Annotated in this window: 15 protein-coding genes; 13 read left to right on the plus strand and 2 right to left on the minus strand. The window is 55.0% G+C overall.

What is annotated here, in order from left to right:
• Positions 1-13 precede the first annotated feature (13 nt).
• The 5 genes from HQL44_05245 to HQL44_05265 are packed head-to-tail and all read left to right on the plus strand — an operon-like array spanning position 14 to position 4,509.
• On the plus strand, positions 14-985 hold the full coding sequence (locus tag HQL44_05245) for a methyltransferase domain-containing protein (protein MBF0267975.1): 972 nt from the start codon (positions 14-16) through the stop codon (positions 983-985).
• Between the two features lie 44 nt (positions 986-1,029).
• On the plus strand, positions 1,030-1,926 hold the full coding sequence (locus HQL44_05250) for a hypothetical protein (GenBank protein MBF0267976.1): 897 nt from the start codon (positions 1,030-1,032) through the stop codon (positions 1,924-1,926).
• A gap of 1 nt (position 1,927) precedes the next feature.
• The gene (locus tag HQL44_05255; GenBank protein ID MBF0267977.1) at positions 1,928-3,121 is read left to right on the plus strand and encodes an N-acetyl sugar amidotransferase; all 1,194 of its coding nucleotides are present in this window, start codon (positions 1,928-1,930) and stop codon (positions 3,119-3,121) included.
• A 5-nt stretch (positions 3,122-3,126) separates the two neighbouring features.
• The gene (gene hisH / locus HQL44_05260) at positions 3,127-3,756 is read left to right on the plus strand and encodes an imidazole glycerol phosphate synthase subunit HisH (GenBank protein MBF0267978.1); all 630 of its coding nucleotides are present in this window, start codon (positions 3,127-3,129) and stop codon (positions 3,754-3,756) included.
• 27 nt (positions 3,757-3,783) lie between these two features.
• The gene (locus HQL44_05265; GenBank protein MBF0267979.1) at positions 3,784-4,509 is read left to right on the plus strand and encodes an imidazole glycerol phosphate synthase subunit HisF; all 726 of its coding nucleotides are present in this window, start codon (positions 3,784-3,786) and stop codon (positions 4,507-4,509) included.
• 6 nt (positions 4,510-4,515) lie between these two features.
• Here HQL44_05265 and HQL44_05270 read toward each other — a convergent pair whose 3' ends face one another.
• Together HQL44_05270 and HQL44_05275 are read right to left on the minus strand one after the other, a co-directional pair.
• A complete protein-coding gene (locus tag HQL44_05270; GenBank protein ID MBF0267980.1) occupies positions 4,516-4,788 on the minus strand; it encodes an acyl carrier protein in 273 nt (90 codons plus the stop codon).
• Positions 4,789-4,835: 47 nt separating this feature from the next.
• A complete protein-coding gene (locus HQL44_05275; protein MBF0267981.1) occupies positions 4,836-6,512 on the minus strand; it encodes a radical SAM protein in 1,677 nt (558 codons plus the stop codon).
• 344 nt (positions 6,513-6,856) lie between these two features.
• Here HQL44_05275 and HQL44_05280 point away from each other — a divergent pair, with 344 nt between their 5' ends.
• The 8 genes from HQL44_05280 (at position 6,857) to HQL44_05315 (ending at position 16,258) form a co-directional block, all read left to right on the plus strand.
• A complete protein-coding gene (locus HQL44_05280; GenBank protein MBF0267982.1) occupies positions 6,857-7,762 on the plus strand; it encodes an AAC(3) family N-acetyltransferase in 906 nt (301 codons plus the stop codon).
• A gap of 762 nt (positions 7,763-8,524) precedes the next feature.
• Complete coding sequence (locus tag HQL44_05285; protein MBF0267983.1) at positions 8,525-10,570, plus strand: aminotransferase class III-fold pyridoxal phosphate-dependent enzyme; 2,046 nt, start codon at positions 8,525-8,527, stop codon at positions 10,568-10,570.
• Positions 10,571-10,597: 27 nt separating this feature from the next.
• The gene (locus HQL44_05290; GenBank protein MBF0267984.1) at positions 10,598-11,131 is read left to right on the plus strand and encodes a GNAT family N-acetyltransferase; all 534 of its coding nucleotides are present in this window, start codon (positions 10,598-10,600) and stop codon (positions 11,129-11,131) included.
• Complete coding sequence (pseG, locus tag HQL44_05295) at positions 11,128-12,144, plus strand: UDP-2,4-diacetamido-2,4,6-trideoxy-beta-L-altropyranose hydrolase (GenBank protein MBF0267985.1); 1,017 nt, start codon at positions 11,128-11,130, stop codon at positions 12,142-12,144. Before HQL44_05290 ends, pseG begins: the two co-directional genes overlap by 4 nt.
• Positions 12,141-13,199: a pseudaminic acid synthase gene (gene pseI / locus HQL44_05300; GenBank protein MBF0267986.1), complete on the plus strand. Its 1,059-nt coding sequence runs from the start codon at positions 12,141-12,143 to the stop codon at positions 13,197-13,199. Before pseG ends, pseI begins: the two co-directional genes overlap by 4 nt.
• Complete coding sequence (gene wecB, locus HQL44_05305; protein ID MBF0267987.1) at positions 13,196-14,278, plus strand: UDP-N-acetylglucosamine 2-epimerase (non-hydrolyzing); 1,083 nt, start codon at positions 13,196-13,198, stop codon at positions 14,276-14,278. The genes pseI and wecB overlap by 4 nt, the downstream gene beginning before the upstream one ends.
• A gap of 62 nt (positions 14,279-14,340) precedes the next feature.
• Positions 14,341-15,366 (plus strand): Gfo/Idh/MocA family oxidoreductase, encoded by a 1,026-nt coding sequence (locus HQL44_05310; GenBank protein MBF0267988.1) that lies wholly within the window; start codon positions 14,341-14,343, stop codon positions 15,364-15,366.
• The gene (locus HQL44_05315; GenBank protein MBF0267989.1) at positions 15,359-16,258 is read left to right on the plus strand and encodes an NAD(P)-dependent oxidoreductase; all 900 of its coding nucleotides are present in this window, start codon (positions 15,359-15,361) and stop codon (positions 16,256-16,258) included. The genes HQL44_05310 and HQL44_05315 overlap by 8 nt, the downstream gene beginning before the upstream one ends.

Here is a 16,258-nt window from a genome sequence, read left to right on the forward strand (position 1 = left end):
GACTGGATTCAACATGACTGAAATTCCAATCAGACCCGATGCCCTTGAAAAATTAGAGGCTCAGTTCGAGCCTTTAGCCCCTTGGATGCATTGCTTCAAGTTTCATGACTCTGCCTATGTCGGCTACTACAAAATCCAGGGCCGCAACCTTAATGAAACATACTGCCACCGTGCGTCAGATGCGGGAAGAATTGATCTTCTGCGTACGGCCTACCAAAAATCCAATATTGCCTACCCTCGCCGATGGTTTGCGTCACTCTGCGACCATCTAGAGCTTTCTGATTTGAGCCAGTCAAGTCTTCTCGACATCTCAAGCGCAACTGGGGAAAAGTCGTTTTGGTTTGCCAAGCTCGGTTTTGGCAAAGTTGTTTCCACAGAAATTCGTAGAAATCAGCACCTGCAGCACCAGGCCATTCTCGATTCAACCAGCGATCAGGACTATTCCAGAATTACAGCCGTGCACGACGCTGTATCAGCAGACCATCCTGACTTTCCTGAGAGATACGAGAAGTTCGATGTCGTTTGCAGTTTTGGCCTCTTGTATCACTTGTCAAATCCGTACCAGCATATTCTCAATCTGTATCAGCTGAGCAAACGGTACGTTCTGTTAGAAACATTCACGCATCAAGACCACAACGCCATGGATTACTGGGCGTTTTTGCCAGAAGATCAGAGCGTCATTACAAAGGCCATTTCGTCGATCTCATGGCGCCCGCATTACTTGGCCGTACGAAAAATTGCCCGGCTTGCAGGTTTTCGGCGTGTTGAAATTCTTTATCCGGATTGCTTCTCTGTAAATTTTCCCGATTTTGAGTCAGGAGATTTCCCGAGAAATGAGCGTTGTCGCGAGGGCCTTCTACGCAAACTCGGCGTAAAAACCGATTATCATTGCCGAATGTCCGCCTTTCGAAAAAACTATGACCCCACCTACTACGAGCCGACAGGCATGAACCCAAATTACTTTTATTATATACTTGAGAAATAGCATGCCGCCCCTCGGCAATCCGTTTGATTCTGGATGATCCCAACATGACTTCATTTTCACAATACAATGACATTTTTGCTGGACAGGATGCTTCGGAGCCGAAATGGCCGAAATGGCAAGCGCAGTGGATGCGCCTATATTCGCGTGTCCTTTTACACTTAGCCCAGCACCGGTACTCAAGGCTAACCCAGGCGCAACTTCTTTCCCGCAAGACAAGTGACAGCATTTTTATTTTTGGTTCAGGTCTTTCAATTGAAAGCCTGTCGCCAGAGGAATGGGAAGCCTTTTCCCGCCACAACACAATGGGCTTCAACTGGTTTGCCTTTAACCAGCGCGTTCGGATCGACTATCACCTTGTCAGAGAAACCGTTGCATTCAACAACATTTCTCATATGTGGCGCGTTGTCAGATATTATGGCGAACTCATCGCAGAAAATATTTGTTATTCGAATTGCGTTCTCATATATCAGGATGAATTGAGAGGTTTTGCTTCTGCCAGATTGCTTGCCTCCGGTGCCCTGCGAGAGGGGATGGCCGTTTTTCCATACCACACGAAATCCAGAGGCAAGAGCGAGCCTCCTAGTAAGAGCTTTTCCGAAGGCCTCGTGCATGGCGCCAGCACTTTGATTGATTCCATAAATTTCGCATCAATCATGGGATATAGGCATATCGTGCTGGTTGGAGTCGACCTTTACGACTCCCGCTATTTCTTTGCTCAAGATGGCGACAAGAGCACCGAATGCCAGCGCGGAAATAGCGCCGATGACAAGCACCATTCTACCAGGAATGAAATTATCCCATTTCTGGAAAGTTGGGGGCGCCACCTTGCCAATCAAGGCCAGCGGCTTTCTGTTTACAACCCACGCTCTCTTCTTGCCGAAGTGCTTCCAACCTATCCAAGTTTCCAAAAGACATGCGCTACTTCCAACCATGAGAAATAATATGTCCAATCTTCGTCTCTGCACACGTTGCGTCATGCCGGAAACAGCGGAATCTCTCACCTTTGATACGCAAGGCGTCTGTTCAGTTTGCAAACAGATCGAGGTCAAGCAGACGACCGTGGATTGGGCCGCCAGAGGCGCTGAGTTTTCCATGATCGTCGATAAGGTCAGGGGCCGGCATGATTACGACTGCATTGTTCCTTTTTCGGGCGGCAAGGATTCCACATATACGCTCTGGCATCTTGTGAAGGAAAGAGGGCTGAAACCCCTTGTCGTTCGATTTGACCACGGCTTTATGCGCCAAAACTTGCAAGAGAACGTCTTAAGGACCCTCAGAATTCTGGGGTGCGACGCCGTCACTTTCACGCCAAACTGGCAGGTCGTGCGCAAGCTTATGTTTGAATCTCTGAAGCGGCGCGGTGATTTCTGCTGGCATTGTCACACGGGTATTTTTGCATACCCAATGTGGGTGGCTCTTGAAAAATGCGTGCCGCTCGTCATTTGGGGTGAGCCCTCTTCTGAATATTCTTCGTTTTATTCATATGAGGATGATGAGGAAGTTGACGAAAGGCGATTCAACGCCTTCGTCAATCTTGGCATCAATGCAGAAGACATGTTAGGCATGTTGGATAATTCCATCTCATCCTATCCTGTGACGCCACGAGACTTGAAGCCCTACACCTATCCGCCTGCGGTGGAAATTCGCAAAGGCAAAATTCGTTCGGTGTGCCTTGGCTCTTACCAGCCATGGGATGTCAAGGAGCAGACGAAGATCATAGAGCGCGAATTGGGATGGAAGGGTGACGAGGTTGAGGGTGTTCCGCCGGAATATTCCTATGAGAAGATTGAGTGCTTTATGCAAGGCGTCCGTGACTATCTGAAGTTCCTTAAACGCGGTTTTGGCAGAACGTCTCATCTGGTTTCCATCGACATACGCAACAACCGCAAGACAAGGGCGGAGGCGCTGGACTTGGTTGAGCGCTACGATGGCAAGAAACCTTATGCTTTGGAATTGTTTCTGTCCTATCTCGGCATTGACGAACCAACCTTTTACAACCTGGTTAAAATGCATGTCGTCGCCCCGCACTCGATGCCGCCTCAGAGCGACCTAATGCAGTCAGTATCCGACTGGAAACCTGCCGACGCAGCCAGATGGCCACGCATTTCCGGCGACAGGGATTGGGACGTCGGCTGACAATAATGCGAATTTCAATCGTCGACTGCGGCGTTGGAAATCTGGAATCCGTCAGAAATTCCTTTTTGCGCCTTGGCGCTGAAACCGAAGTGGTTGATACCCCGGAAGCCGTCTTGCGCGCTAGCCGCCTTGTGCTTCCAGGCGTCGGCGCGGCTGGCTATGTTCTTGATGCTTTGCGACATCGTGGCCTTGATGCTGCCTTGAGTGAGGCGGTTTTACAGAATGCTACGCCTTTACTGGGCATATGCGTAGGCATGCAGATTATGGCCTCGACCTTGCACGAATTCGGCAGACATCAGGGGCTAGGATGGATCAAGGGGGAAGTTGTGCCTTTGACGAGCGTTCGAGAGGGGCCGCCAATCCGGGTGCCTCACATGGGCTGGAGTCCCATCACAGTTGAACCAGTCGGCCAGAATTTCTTCGTCGACATTAGAGGAGAGAAGCAGTTTTACTTTTGCCACTCCTTTGGCCTTTTGGATGCAAGCGCCGAGATTGTGTCGGCCAGCTGCGCGTATGGACAACCGTTTGTCGCTGCCCTGCAATGGCAAACGGTGTTTGCCACGCAATTTCACCCGGAGAAGAGCCAGAGTAACGGCGAGAAACTATTGTCGGCTTTTATGGACTGGGCACCCTGAATGCCATCAAACCGCATAATTCCTTCGATGCTGCTGCGCAAGCAGCGTTTGGTGAAGGGCGTTTCCTACGCCAATCATCAAGATGCCGGAGCGCCAGCAACGACCGCAAAGGCCTATGACGCACAGAAAGCGGATGAATTGATTTTAGTCGATATAGACGCCGCTCGGGAAGGAAGGGGGCCTGATCTAGAGGCCGTTCGCGCGGTTGCAAGAAACTGCATGTCGCCCCTTACTGTTGGTGGAGGCATCGTTTCACCTGAGATCGGACGCTCCTGTCTTGGCTCCGGCGCTGACAAATTATGCGTCAACTCGACAGCTCTTGCCAAACCTTCGCTTATCGAAGAGCTGGCCCACGCCTTTGGCAGTCAGGCGGTGGCTCTTGCCCTGGACTTGGTTCGGGATAGGCATGGCTGGCTTATCTATGATCATCTCAAGGGAACGTGCTTTGAGCAGCCTTGGCAGGACTGGGTGGTCATGGCGCTCCGGCTAGGCGCCGGGGAGATCAAACTGACGTCCGTCGACCGAGAGGGAACTCGGACAGGGCTTGATATTCAATTGTGGCAAGCAGCACGCGCCATTGGCGACGTTCCAATGATTCTTGAAGGCGGCGCAGGATCGCTGGACCACCTTGCCCACGCTATGACTGAAGGTGTGGACTCGATTGCCATTGGCACCATGCTTGTCTTTTCAGACAACAACATCATTCAACTGAAGCGCCACCTAAAGAATATCGGGTTCCCGATCAGAATGTAATGATCACTATGGCGTAGTTTTTTCTGATATATAGTCGGTCAGCGCTCCAATGCTGGAAAGTCCATGACTTGAAATGTCCTCGGCGGAAATCTTGAACGAAAATGTTTTTTCAATTTTAAAGTAGAGGTTGATGACGTCGAGGCTGTCGAGTCCCATATCCTTGTCCAAAACCGCTCCCAAAATTTTCTCTGCCTGCCAACTCAACGCTGGGGCTTTCGGACGAATTTCTGCAATCATCGCCAAAAGCGCTTTAGTGATTTCTGCCTTACTATTCGTCATGTCCATAGTCTCCTTTGAATTATATGATCGCGCGTTCTACGGCAATTCTACACCGCCGCCTGCGGACTCAGCCGTTTAATTATTCTCGCCGGCAACTGATTGGCCGTGACGCACAGTTCCTGCCAAATTCTCCTCTTGGCCTCCTGCGTTGTTCCCTCAGTCCATTCCGCAAGAAGAATCCGTTGGAGGACTCTGGTCGCCTCCTCAAGGCGCTGGTTGTAGTCGACCGCGCCAGGATTGACAAAGCCGGGCGCATGGTTGCGCAAAATATTGACGAACAAGCTGTCTGTACCCTCGATCAATCGACGCATAACGTACTGGATATGCTGGGGCAGTTGGTGCAAACTCATTGTCTTATGGGACCATAAGCCGCTTTCCGTCATCGTAATTCCGTATTTCTCTCGAAGATTCCAAAGCGGGGTGTCGCGCACAATGCCCAAAGGATGCAGGAAGACGAAGTCGAAATTGCTGGCGGTCAGCGCGTCCAGGGTGTTGGAAATCGTCTTTTCTGTTTCGCCGGGGTAGCCAAGAATAAAGGAGGCCGTGACCTTGATGCCTTTCTGCTTTGCCAGTTTGGCTCCCTGCACCATTTCCCCGACATTGTAATACTTTTTCATTTCCATCAAAATCGACTCGTCACCCGATTCCATGCCAAAAGTTATGTCGCTTACACCGGCATCGACCATTAGGTCCAGCAGATCCGTGTGCCTGGAAAGCAGATCAAGCCTTGCGTACATCCACAGCGTCATGTTCAGGCCGGAGTCTCTGATGGCCTCAAAAACGCTACGGCTGTGCTTAATGGGGGCAATAAATTCCGCCCCTACGAAGGAGACGCCCGTGAAGCCTTGGCGCTTCATTGCCGCCATTTCATCGACGATACGTTGCGGACTTTTTCTTCGGAAGGCCGAGTATGTATGATAGGAACAGAAGCGGCACTTGAAAACGCAGCCTCTTCCTTCCTCTAGAGAAGGGAATTGCGGGCGGTACAGACTGCGATCAAAACGGTCGGCGTTGATGCGGCATTTATCGATTAGGCTGTAGTCGGGAATCGGCACATGATCCAACTCGACGGAAGCTGGCTTGTCGCTGCCGTGCCAGCTTAATCCGTCTTTATAAAGGATGCCGGGGAGTTCAGGCCGTGGTCGGCCTTGGCTGAAAAAGCCGACGAGAGGCGCGATCAGTTCATCCGCCTCCCCCATAACGATGGCGGCCACGCCGTCGAATAATGTTGGTTCCGGCTCTGTCAAAGGATTCAGCCGCAGCGCCATCAACCCCTGCCCGCCCAAAATAATTGGAATGTCGGGTGCGGCGGTGCGGATCTGCGCCAAAAACTCTTCCAGCTCGAAACGGCTGGTGATGTAGGTCGTCGAGACGGCGATCACCCTGGCGCGACGCAGTTCCCTTGTGGCAAGGTCGCCATATTTCTCAAATAGGTCGTCATCGTCGACTATGGCGCAGGAAAGTCCGCCACGATCCAAGGCGGTCGCCAGTACGATGCTGGTCAAGGAAATCGCCCCCGACATCCCATGATTGGCCAACATTTCAATGGGGGGATGGCGCAATTCCTTGGGGATTGGAAAATCGTTGGCTTTCGCTTCGTCCACAAAATCTTCCAGCGCCCTCCAGGCCATCCTGGCAATCATATCCGGCTCGGACGCCAGTCGCTTGACAAGGATAAGGCAGTCAACTGTCGCGTTAGAAGGATCGGTGTCGATCGGGATCATCTCGTTGCTTCCTGGACCTCAGACGCACAGCAAGCCAAGGGGCATGCGGGCACCGAAGAATAGACTTCCGACAATAGCCATGTGAAGATGAAATATCCCCCTTACGTGGGGCATTTATTCATGGTAGGCGGGCCTGAATAATTCTCGTCCTTTCCCGCCCGGACTTGCAGCAAAGGCACTGACTTTGAACGCAAATAATACATTATGAATCATGATGGATCAACTGACCAGCATGCTGACATCCTGAAAGCGACGTTATGAGCGCCCTACCCCGCCTTATAAAGTCCATGCTTGGGCCAATAGGAATGCGTCGGCTGAACATCATGCGCTCTTGCCTAGCGCAGATGCGCGACGTTCGGCCAGAGCCAAAGCCCGAGGCACGTTTTCCAGTGCCTCTTTCGAAACTGCGCGCGGCGCTTGAACAAACCGGGGTGCGCAAGGGGGATTTGGTGCTTGTGCACAGCTCAACCCGCCGTTTGATGGATGGCTGGCCGCTTCCCGATGACGAAACGCCGACCAGCCTCATTCCCTACAGCCTAGCCGTTATTGATTTGTTGATTGATGCGGTAGGACCAACTGGCCATGTTCTCATGCCGACTGAATCCAAACAGGCGGGCCATCCCCTTGGCCGTTTCTTTAATGGAAGTCTCTTCGACTATAGAACCGCACCTTCTTCGCGCGGGCTTATTACCGAGCTTTTCAGAAGGAAAAGCGATGTCGTGCGCAGCGTGGCGCCTTGGTACAATATCAGTGTCTGGGGGCCTGATGCGACCGAACTGGTACAAGAGCATATCTCGGCCGCTCCCTTTCCCATGGGTCCCGGTTCGCCTTGGTTCAAATTTCACGAGCGAGGCGGCAAGGTCGCTCTTCTCGGCACGGGCTTTGGCAAGAACTCCATAATTCGTCTGCCGGAAATGACGATGCCACAGCTTTTTCCGCATCCAATCCATTACGATAAGCCAATCGCGCTAAAATACATCGATCGGGACAACCTACAGAAAGAAGCTGCCTTCTTGATCAGAATCATAAACAATGAGAATTTCGAGTTGGAGAGATTTGCGGGATATGTCCTGAAGAAGCACGGCATTTATTCCGGCGTCAAGCTCGGTTCGACGGAGATATGGGTTTACTCGTCTCAGCAGCAGTACGACATGCTGATCGCAGAGATGAAGAATGGCGTCTATCCGGCAATGGCCAGACAGTGGGGCGACGAATTCCTTGAGATGACGAAGTTGCCTGAGACAATATGATGTCCTTGATACCCCATCCAAAAACCAGCCCGCCAACAACCCTCTGGTTCGAGGAGGGGCGCCCGTATATTCAGGCATCCGTCCTAACCGGTCAGGCGATCTCCTTTCTTGAGCAAAGCCTACCAGCTTTGACCAGATCGCTTGGCGTTCTGCGCGTAGAGCACTGCAAGTACTCCCACGAGACAACTAGAAACGGGCGTTTTTATCTCTTTGACTCCTGCGAACCAGATGACGAAGCACTGGCGTTGTCTCCTCTGCATTTAAGGTGGCGGGCAAACGAGCGGCGGGGTTCTATCGTATTTCGTGAAGATCCGGCGTTATCTGCGCCGATTCGATTGCAATCTTGCAAGGGAGACGCGCTTGTTGCTGACATAACGCTATCATCACCTTGGCGGGCGAAGGCCTTACTCGCGCCGCCTACAATACCGACTGACTTGTTGACAGCCCTTGTCACCGCAGTCAGGAAAGTGAACCTTCTGACGTTGCCTGAAACGAGACGCATACGCTGTGGATTTATTGCCAATTATACCGTACCCATGGCCGAGGACTTGGCGAAGACGCCAGTTCCAATTGTCATCGAAGGCCATCAGGCATCAAAAACCGAAGCAACAAGCATCGCCCTGTCCGAAATATCCTATTCCTTAGCCGGAAAGCGCCAATCCATGTCGATCTGCTTTTTCTTGTGGGCCTAGTCTTCACGACATATTCTTGTCACTCAATCGGGCGGGTTGCGCCCGACTTCATTGAAAGAATGATAGAACTATGACAACGCTTGCCCTCATCCAAGCCCGCATGGGTTCCTCGCGCTTTCCCGGCAAGATGTTGACCGATCTCTGCGGCAAGCCACTATTACAGTGGTGCGTCGAGGGGGCGTCATTGATACCGGGCGTCGACAAAGTCGCCGTCGCCACCTCAAGCGCGCCATCCGACGATGCAATTGCGGCTTGGTGTCAGGCCAACGGCGCGGCTTGTCATCGCGGCTCCGAAGAAGACGTCTTGGATCGCTTCTATCAGGCGGCCAAATCGGAAGGCGCCGAAACCGTTCTGCGCCTGGTCGGCGATTGCCCTTTGCTCGATCCAATCGTCTGCGGCCAAGTATTGATGTTGTTGCGCATGACGGGCGCCGATTACGCGGCATCGTGCAATCCGCCTTCCTGGCCGGACGGACTCGATGCCGAGGCCATGACTTTTGCCGCCCTGGAAACGGCGGCCAAGCACGCCAAGCGCAAGCCGGAGCGCGAGCATGTCACGCCTTGGCTGCGCAATAACCGCCATCGCTTCAAGGTGGAACTTCTGGTCTGCCCTCTGCCGAACCTGTCGCACGAGCGCTGGACGGTGGACTATCCCGAAGATCTGGAATTTCTGAAGGCCGTCATTGAAAGGCTGCCCAAAGACCGCCGTCCGTCTTACCTTGATGTCTTGTCGGTTTTGATGGCAGAACCCGATCTGCGCAAGATCAATTCTGGGTCGGTTCGCAACGAAGGGCTGGCGCGCTCTCTTGCCGCCGAACCAGTCCCGCAGGAGCGAGACTACACTGCATCAAAAGCCATGTTTGAGCGGGCGGTGAAAACCATTCCTCTGGCCTGCCAAACCTTCAGCAAATCCCACATACAGTGGCCAGCGCCAAAAGCGCCGCTTTTCCTCACGCATGGCGAGGGCGGCAGGTCCTGGGACATTGACGGAAACGAGTATGTTGATCTTGTTTCCGGCTTGTTGCCGGTCGTTTTGGGCTACCAGGACCAGGATGTCGATCAAGCGGTTCGTCGCCAATTGACCAATGGCGTATCGATGAGTCTTGCCACGGAATTGGAAACCCAGTTGGCCGAGCGATTCGCTCGTTTGATCCCTTGCGCGGAAATGGTGCGTTTCGGCAAAAACGGAACCGATGCGACCTCCGCTGCCGTTCGCATCGCACGCGCGGCCACGCGCCGCGACCGCATCGCGGTTTGCGGCTATCATGGCTGGCAAGATTGGTACATCGGCGCCACGACGCGCAACAAAGGCGTGCCCGCCGCCGTGAGCGGCCTTACGCATATGCTGGCCTACAACAACCTGGACAAGCTGCGCGAAACGCTGCTGTCACATCCTGGAGAGTTCGCGGCCATTATTATGGAGCCAATGGGCGCCATCGAACCTTACCAGGGATTCCTGGCCGAGATGATGGAATTGGCCCACCAACATGGCGCTCTGTTTGTCTTTGACGAAGTGATTACGGGTTTTCGCTATGCCCTAGGCGGCGCTCAAAGCTACTTCAGCGTCACGCCAGACCTTGCATGTTTCGGCAAAGCCATGGCCAACGGCCTGCCCATAGCCGCCGTTGTCGGCAAGGGTAGATATATGCGCGAAATGGAGGAAATTTTTATCTCCTCGACTTTCGGCGGCGAGGCTTTGTCCCTGGCCGCCTCGATCGCCACCATTGACAAAATGGAGCGCGAGCCAGTGATCGAACGGCTCTGGTCTACGGGCGCTAGGCTCGCTACTGGCGCGCGGGAACGCATTAAGGCCGCGGGACTCGAAGGGGTCATTACACTGTCCGGCAGCGCGCCTTGGATGATCCTGGGTGTGACCGATCACCCCAAGGCCCGCAAGGAGGCCATCAAGACCCTGTTCTTGCGCGAGATGCTGCGGGCCGGGATATTGGTCAACGCCAGCCACAACGTCACTTACGCCCACAATGAGGCAGATGTCGTCAATGTGTTGGCAGCCTATGAATCGGCGCTGTCGATCGTGGCCTGCGAATTGGATGGCGGCAAGCTGGAAGATCGGCTTGGCCTGCCGGTGATTGAGCCTGTCTTCAAGGTCCGCTAGGAAGCCGGCAGCTACGGGAGACCGCGCATGAACGATGCCCCTGTCCTTAAAAGCGGCAATGTCGAATTGGCCCTATTTGGCCGTGAGCATGTCAGCGAGCGCTACCTCGGCTGGATTAACGATCCCGTCACCATGCGCTATACCGAGGCGCGCTATCGCTCCTACAGCCGGGAGGAAGCGGAAGCCTATGTCGAAGCCAGCAACGCCGGAGCATCCGCAAGACTATTTCGAATTCTCAGCGATGGCCGTCATGTCGGCAACCTAAGGCTTTCCGACATCAATTATTTTCATCGCAGAACGGACATGGCCATCATCATCGGCGAGCCGGATTGCCGAGGAAGGGGCGTCGGAGCCGCCGCCATCGGTCTTGGCGCACGCTTCGCCTTTTCCGCCCTGGCCCTGCACAAGGTTACGGCTGGCATGTATTGCGTCAACCAGGCTTCCGTCCGGGCCTTTGAAAAGGCAGGTTTCAGAACCGAGGCGCTGCAGAAAAGCCACTATTTCTGTGAGGGCGAGTGGGTTGATGGCATCCTCATGGGGAAATTGGCCCCAGACGCATGACACGGCCAAAACAGGCGCTTTTTCGTTGTGACGCCTCAGCCCAGCTAGGTGGCGGGCATGTGATGCGCTGTTTGGCGCTTGCAGATCACATGACGGCGCGTGGCTGGCGTTGCGTTTTTGCATCTTCATACGACCTTGCCACACTCGTTCCCGCGTTGGCTCGGGCGGGACATCGCTTTCTGCGCCTACCTTCGCCGCTTGACCTTGTGCCGCAGACTTGGGAACTTGTCGTTGTCGATAGCCCGGAATCGTCTTATTCGCTTGAACAAATTTGGCGCAAATCGGCGGACGTCCTGTTGTCTTTTGAAGACATCCCCAGTCCCCGGCATGAATGCGACATCCTTATCAACCAGAATCTTGGTCAGGAATCCTCTTACGAGGGCGCTGCCCTCGCCCCGAATGTTCGCCTGCTTCTGGGTCCCTCTTTTGCCCTGCTCAGGGCCGAATTTTCCAACATGCGTTCGACGGCGCTGGCTCGCCGGAAGGACGATCCTGCCCGACATCTCTTGCTGTCTCTGGGGCTGATGGATGGCGACAACATCACCGGATGGGTCCTGGAATGTTTGGAATTCATTGACCAGCCGCTTGAGATTGACGTCGTTCTGGGCAGCCAAGCGCCTCATCTTGCGGCCGTGCGCAGGCAAGCCAAGACCTCAAAGCACCGGATTGTCATCCATGTGGACAGCAACGACATGGGCAAGCTGATGGTCAAGGCGGATCTGGCGATTGGCGCAGGCGGCATCACCTCGTGGGAGCGTTGCTGTCTGGGCCTGCCCTCGTTGATTCTTCTGCTGGCGGAGAATCAGCGGTCGAATGCCCAAGAGCTAGACAGGATGGGCGCCGCCCTGAATCTGGGCGCACTTACTACATTGGGACGTGATAAACTTGCCTTGGAAGCAACGCGCCTGCTTGGCGATGCGAGGGCACGGCTGGCAATGTCGGTCAGGGCAGCGGCGGTATGCGATGGCATGGGGGCAAGACGAGTGGTTCAAGTGATTGAGGATGCCCGATGAGCCACAACATCGTCATTTCTGGCCGCGAAATTGGCCCAAACCAACCGCCCTACGTGATTGCTGAAATGTCGGGTAATCACAATGGGTCGCTGGACCGCGCTCTGGCCTTGATTGAAGCGGCGCACAAGGCAGGCGCCGACGCCATCAAACTGCAAACCTATACGGCAGACACCATCACCATCGACCATGATGGGCCGGAATTTTTTATCACCGGTGGCCTTTGGCATGGAAAATCGCTTTATCAACTGTACCAGGAGGCATCAACCCCCTGGGAATGGCACGAGGCTCTATTCGCCAAGGCCCGCGCATTGGGAATTGGCGTCTTCAGCACGCCGTTCGATGAAACGGCGATCGACTTTCTGGAACAGCTGAACGTTCCGGCCTACAAGATCGCCTCTTTCGAATGCGTCGATTTACCTTTGATTCGCAGAGCGGCGCAAACTGGCAAGCCCCTCATCATTTCCACCGGAATGGCGGACGAGCGTGAGATTGATGAGGCCGTTCAGGCGGCGCGGCAGGCAGGCTGCAAGGAGCTGATCCTTCTTCATTGCGTCAGCGGCTACCCGCTCCCTCCAGAGGACGCCAATCTGCGCACCATGGTCGATCTTGGCCAGCGATTCCAGACACTGGTCGGCCTTTCAGATCACAGTCTGGAGACCGCCGTCTCGACGGCTGCCGTGGCCCTAGGTGCGCAAGTCATTGAGAAGCATGTCACTTTGGCGCGTTCGGACGGGGGGCCAGACGCCGCTTTTTCCCTTGAACCCGACGAATTGGCAAGGTTGGTTCAAGGATGCCGCGCAGCGCATGCGGCGATGGGTCGAATCGATTACGGTCTGAAAAGCAGCGAGCGGGCGAATATCGTCTTTCGACGCTCGCTCTACGCCGTTAAGGACATCGCGCTAGGCGAGATCTTCACCAAAGATAATGTTCGCTCCATCCGCCCCGGATACGGCTTGGCGCCCAAGCATCTGCCAGACCTACTGGGGCGGCGCGCCAGCAGCGCCCTTTCTAGAGGAACGGCGCTGAATTGGTCAATGGTTTCCAAAGGAGAATAGCCGTGCGCCTTCTTACCGTCGTCGGCGCCCGCCCGCAATTCATCAAGGCCATGCCCGTCTGCCGCGCCCTAAAGGCGGCTGGGATTGAGGAATATTTGGTCCATACGGGCCAGCATTACGATGCCGCGATGTCAGATGTATTTTTTGCTGAACTCAATCTGCCTGCACCCAGCGTCCATCTCGGCATTGGCTCCAGTTCGCATGGTCAGCAAACTGGGCGCATGCTTATCGCCCTGGAAGAAGCCATGCAAACCCAGAGGCCCGATTGCGTTCTTGTCTACGGCGACACCAACTCAACCCTGGCGGGGGCGCTGGCGGCAGCCAAACTGCGTATTCCTTTGGCCCATGTCGAAGCCGGTTTGCGATCCTTTAATCGCGAGATGCCCGAAGAGATCAACCGCGTCCTCACGGATCATTGCTCGACCCTTCTTTTCTGCCCTACGCGGACTGCCGTTGACAACCTGGGACGGGAGGGAATCGAGAAGGGCGTCCATCTGGTCGGAGACACCATGTTGGATGCCGTTCGACTGATCCGCCCAATAGCCGAGGCCAAAGCGCAGCGCTTCGGTCAACTTGGCCTAGCGCCGCAAGGCTATTATCTGCTGACCCTGCACAGGCCCTATAATGTCGATGACCCAGCCAAACTAAGAGCCATTCTTGACGCCATGGCCGGGCTAAGCCAACCCGTCATCTTTCCCGTCCATCCCAGAACCCGCGCCGTCTTATGCGGCTTTGCGCCGCCAAAACCAAGCGCCTTGCGGCTCATCGACCCGGTGGGCTATCTCGACATGCTGAAGCTGGAAGCCAATGCGCTGGCAATCTTGACCGATTCCGGGGGCGTGCAGAAAGAGGCGCACATGCTGGCCGTTCCTTGCCTGACCATCAGGCCCGAGACCGAATGGGTGGAGACGCTGGAAGGCGGCTGGAATCGCCTAGTCCCCGCCGAGCCGGAAGCGATTCTTAACGCCATTCACTTGTTACGCTTGCCTCAAGGGCGCCCGCCCGCCGCTTTCGGAGACGGGAAGGCATCCGAGACAGTCGTCAGTCTGCTGGCCGGACTGCGGGCACCGCAAAACTAGACGCCTTTTACCAAGGCCAAGTCTATGCTATCTACAACTCGCTACAATCAATGGGTTTTCACATGATCGGTCTTGCACAAATCGGCGTCGGCTACTGGGGCGGCAATTTATTGCGCTCCTTCAACTCGGTTGAAGGGGGCCTTCTGCGCAGGATTTGCGACGACGACAGCGCCAAATCCGCCAAACTGGCCCGCCAGTATCCCAACGCCGTCATAACCTCTGACTTTCGCGACTTGCTGAAGGCTAGTGACGTCGATGCCGTGGCGATCGCCACGCCCGCCCCGACGCATTACGACCTAGCGCGCGCGTTTCTTGAGGCTGGAAAGCACGTCTTCGTCGAAAAGCCTTTTGTGCTTGACCTAGGCCAAGCTGAAGAACTGACCGAGCTGGCCGCCCGCAAGAATCTGGTGCTGATGGTGGGGCACTTGCTGTTGTACCACCCGGCCTATGTCGAACTAAAGCGCCGCGTCGCCCTGCCCGAGTTCGGCGACTTGCGCTACGTCGTGTCGGAACGCGCCAGCCTTGGCATCATCCGCACAAATGAGAATGTCATGTGGAGCTTTGCGCCGCACGACATCGCGCTTGCGCTCTTCCTGATCAACGAGACTCCTTGCGAAATTCAGGCGATGGGACAGGCCTATATGCAACGGGGCATCGAGGACGTTTGCTTCCTGACCCTTCGCTTCCCCAGCGGACGAATGGCCCAGATACATGTCAGCTGGATGTTCCCAAGGAAAGTCCGCTTGCTGACCGCCGTCGGGTCAAGCCAGATGATTCAGGTGGACGATGCGGAAATGAACGACAAAATGGCGATTTTCAATATCGACGCCGATGGAAGGAAAGCCGCCGATGCTGGCTCGGGGGGCTACGCTGACCGTTATCAGTATGAAACGATCACCTTCAAGCGCGGCGACACGATTCTGCCGCGGATCAGCGGCGCCGAGCCGTTGAAACTTGAATGCCAGCATTTCGTCGATTGCATCAAGAACGGCAGCGAACCTGTTTCTAGCGGCAGGGCAAGCCTTGACGTTGTGCGCATCCTGGCGGAAGCCGACCGGCAGCTTAGAAAGGCGCGTGGCGATGCGTAAAGCGCTTCTCATCGGCTCCATGGGCAATATCGGCGTTCCGCTATCGAAGCATCTGCGCAAGCAAGGCTGGCAGGTGCTTGAATCGGATCATCATCCGGCTTGGCGCGATGACTACCTGATGGCTGACATCAATCAGCCGCTGGATTTGCTGCCAGCCTTCGACTGGAAACCGGATGTGGTTTTCCTGCTGGCCGCCATGGTCAGCAGAGTCACCTGCGAGCAGGCAGGCGGACTGGCGGTCGAGACCAATCTTAAGGGACTTTTCAACGTTCTTGAGCTGTGCAAGCGCTCAAACGCCAAATGCGTCTTCTTTTCAACGTCGGAAGTGTATGGGCCGGAATGCGACCCGATGGACGAAGCCATCTCGGACCCCATGCCCAACAATCGTTATGGATTGACCAAACTTCTTGGCGAGAAATTGGTTGAATACGAAGTCAGGCAGCACGGCATGAAGGCGGTTATCCTGCGGCCATTCATGATGTATGACGAGAACGAGGACTTTGGAGACCATCGGTCTGCCATGATTCGCTTTGCCTGGAGGCTGGCGCAAGGTTGGCCAATTGAAGTACATCAGGGAAGCGCGCGCGGCTGGTTCCATGCCGACGATGCCGTGCGGGCCATTGCCGCCGCAGCCGACTACAACGAATTCTCGATCATCAATATCGGCCATCCGGATATTGTTCCGATAGCCGATTTGGCCGAGATGGTGCGCACTCAACTAGGGGCCGCCAAGGAACTGGTCAGCATTCGCGACCTGCCCGAGCGCATGACGCTAATCAAGCGCCCGTCGCTCGACCGCCAGTCCAAGCTTTTGGGCATTGTGCCACAAGTTTCGCTGTCCGAAGGGGTCGCCCGCGTTTGCCGAACCGCCGTCGAGCGGCTGCAGGCATAG

The sequence above is a fragment of the Alphaproteobacteria bacterium genome (assembly GCA_015231795.1).
Taxonomy (GTDB): domain Bacteria; phylum Pseudomonadota; class Alphaproteobacteria; order Rhodospirillales; family WMHbin7; genus WMHbin7.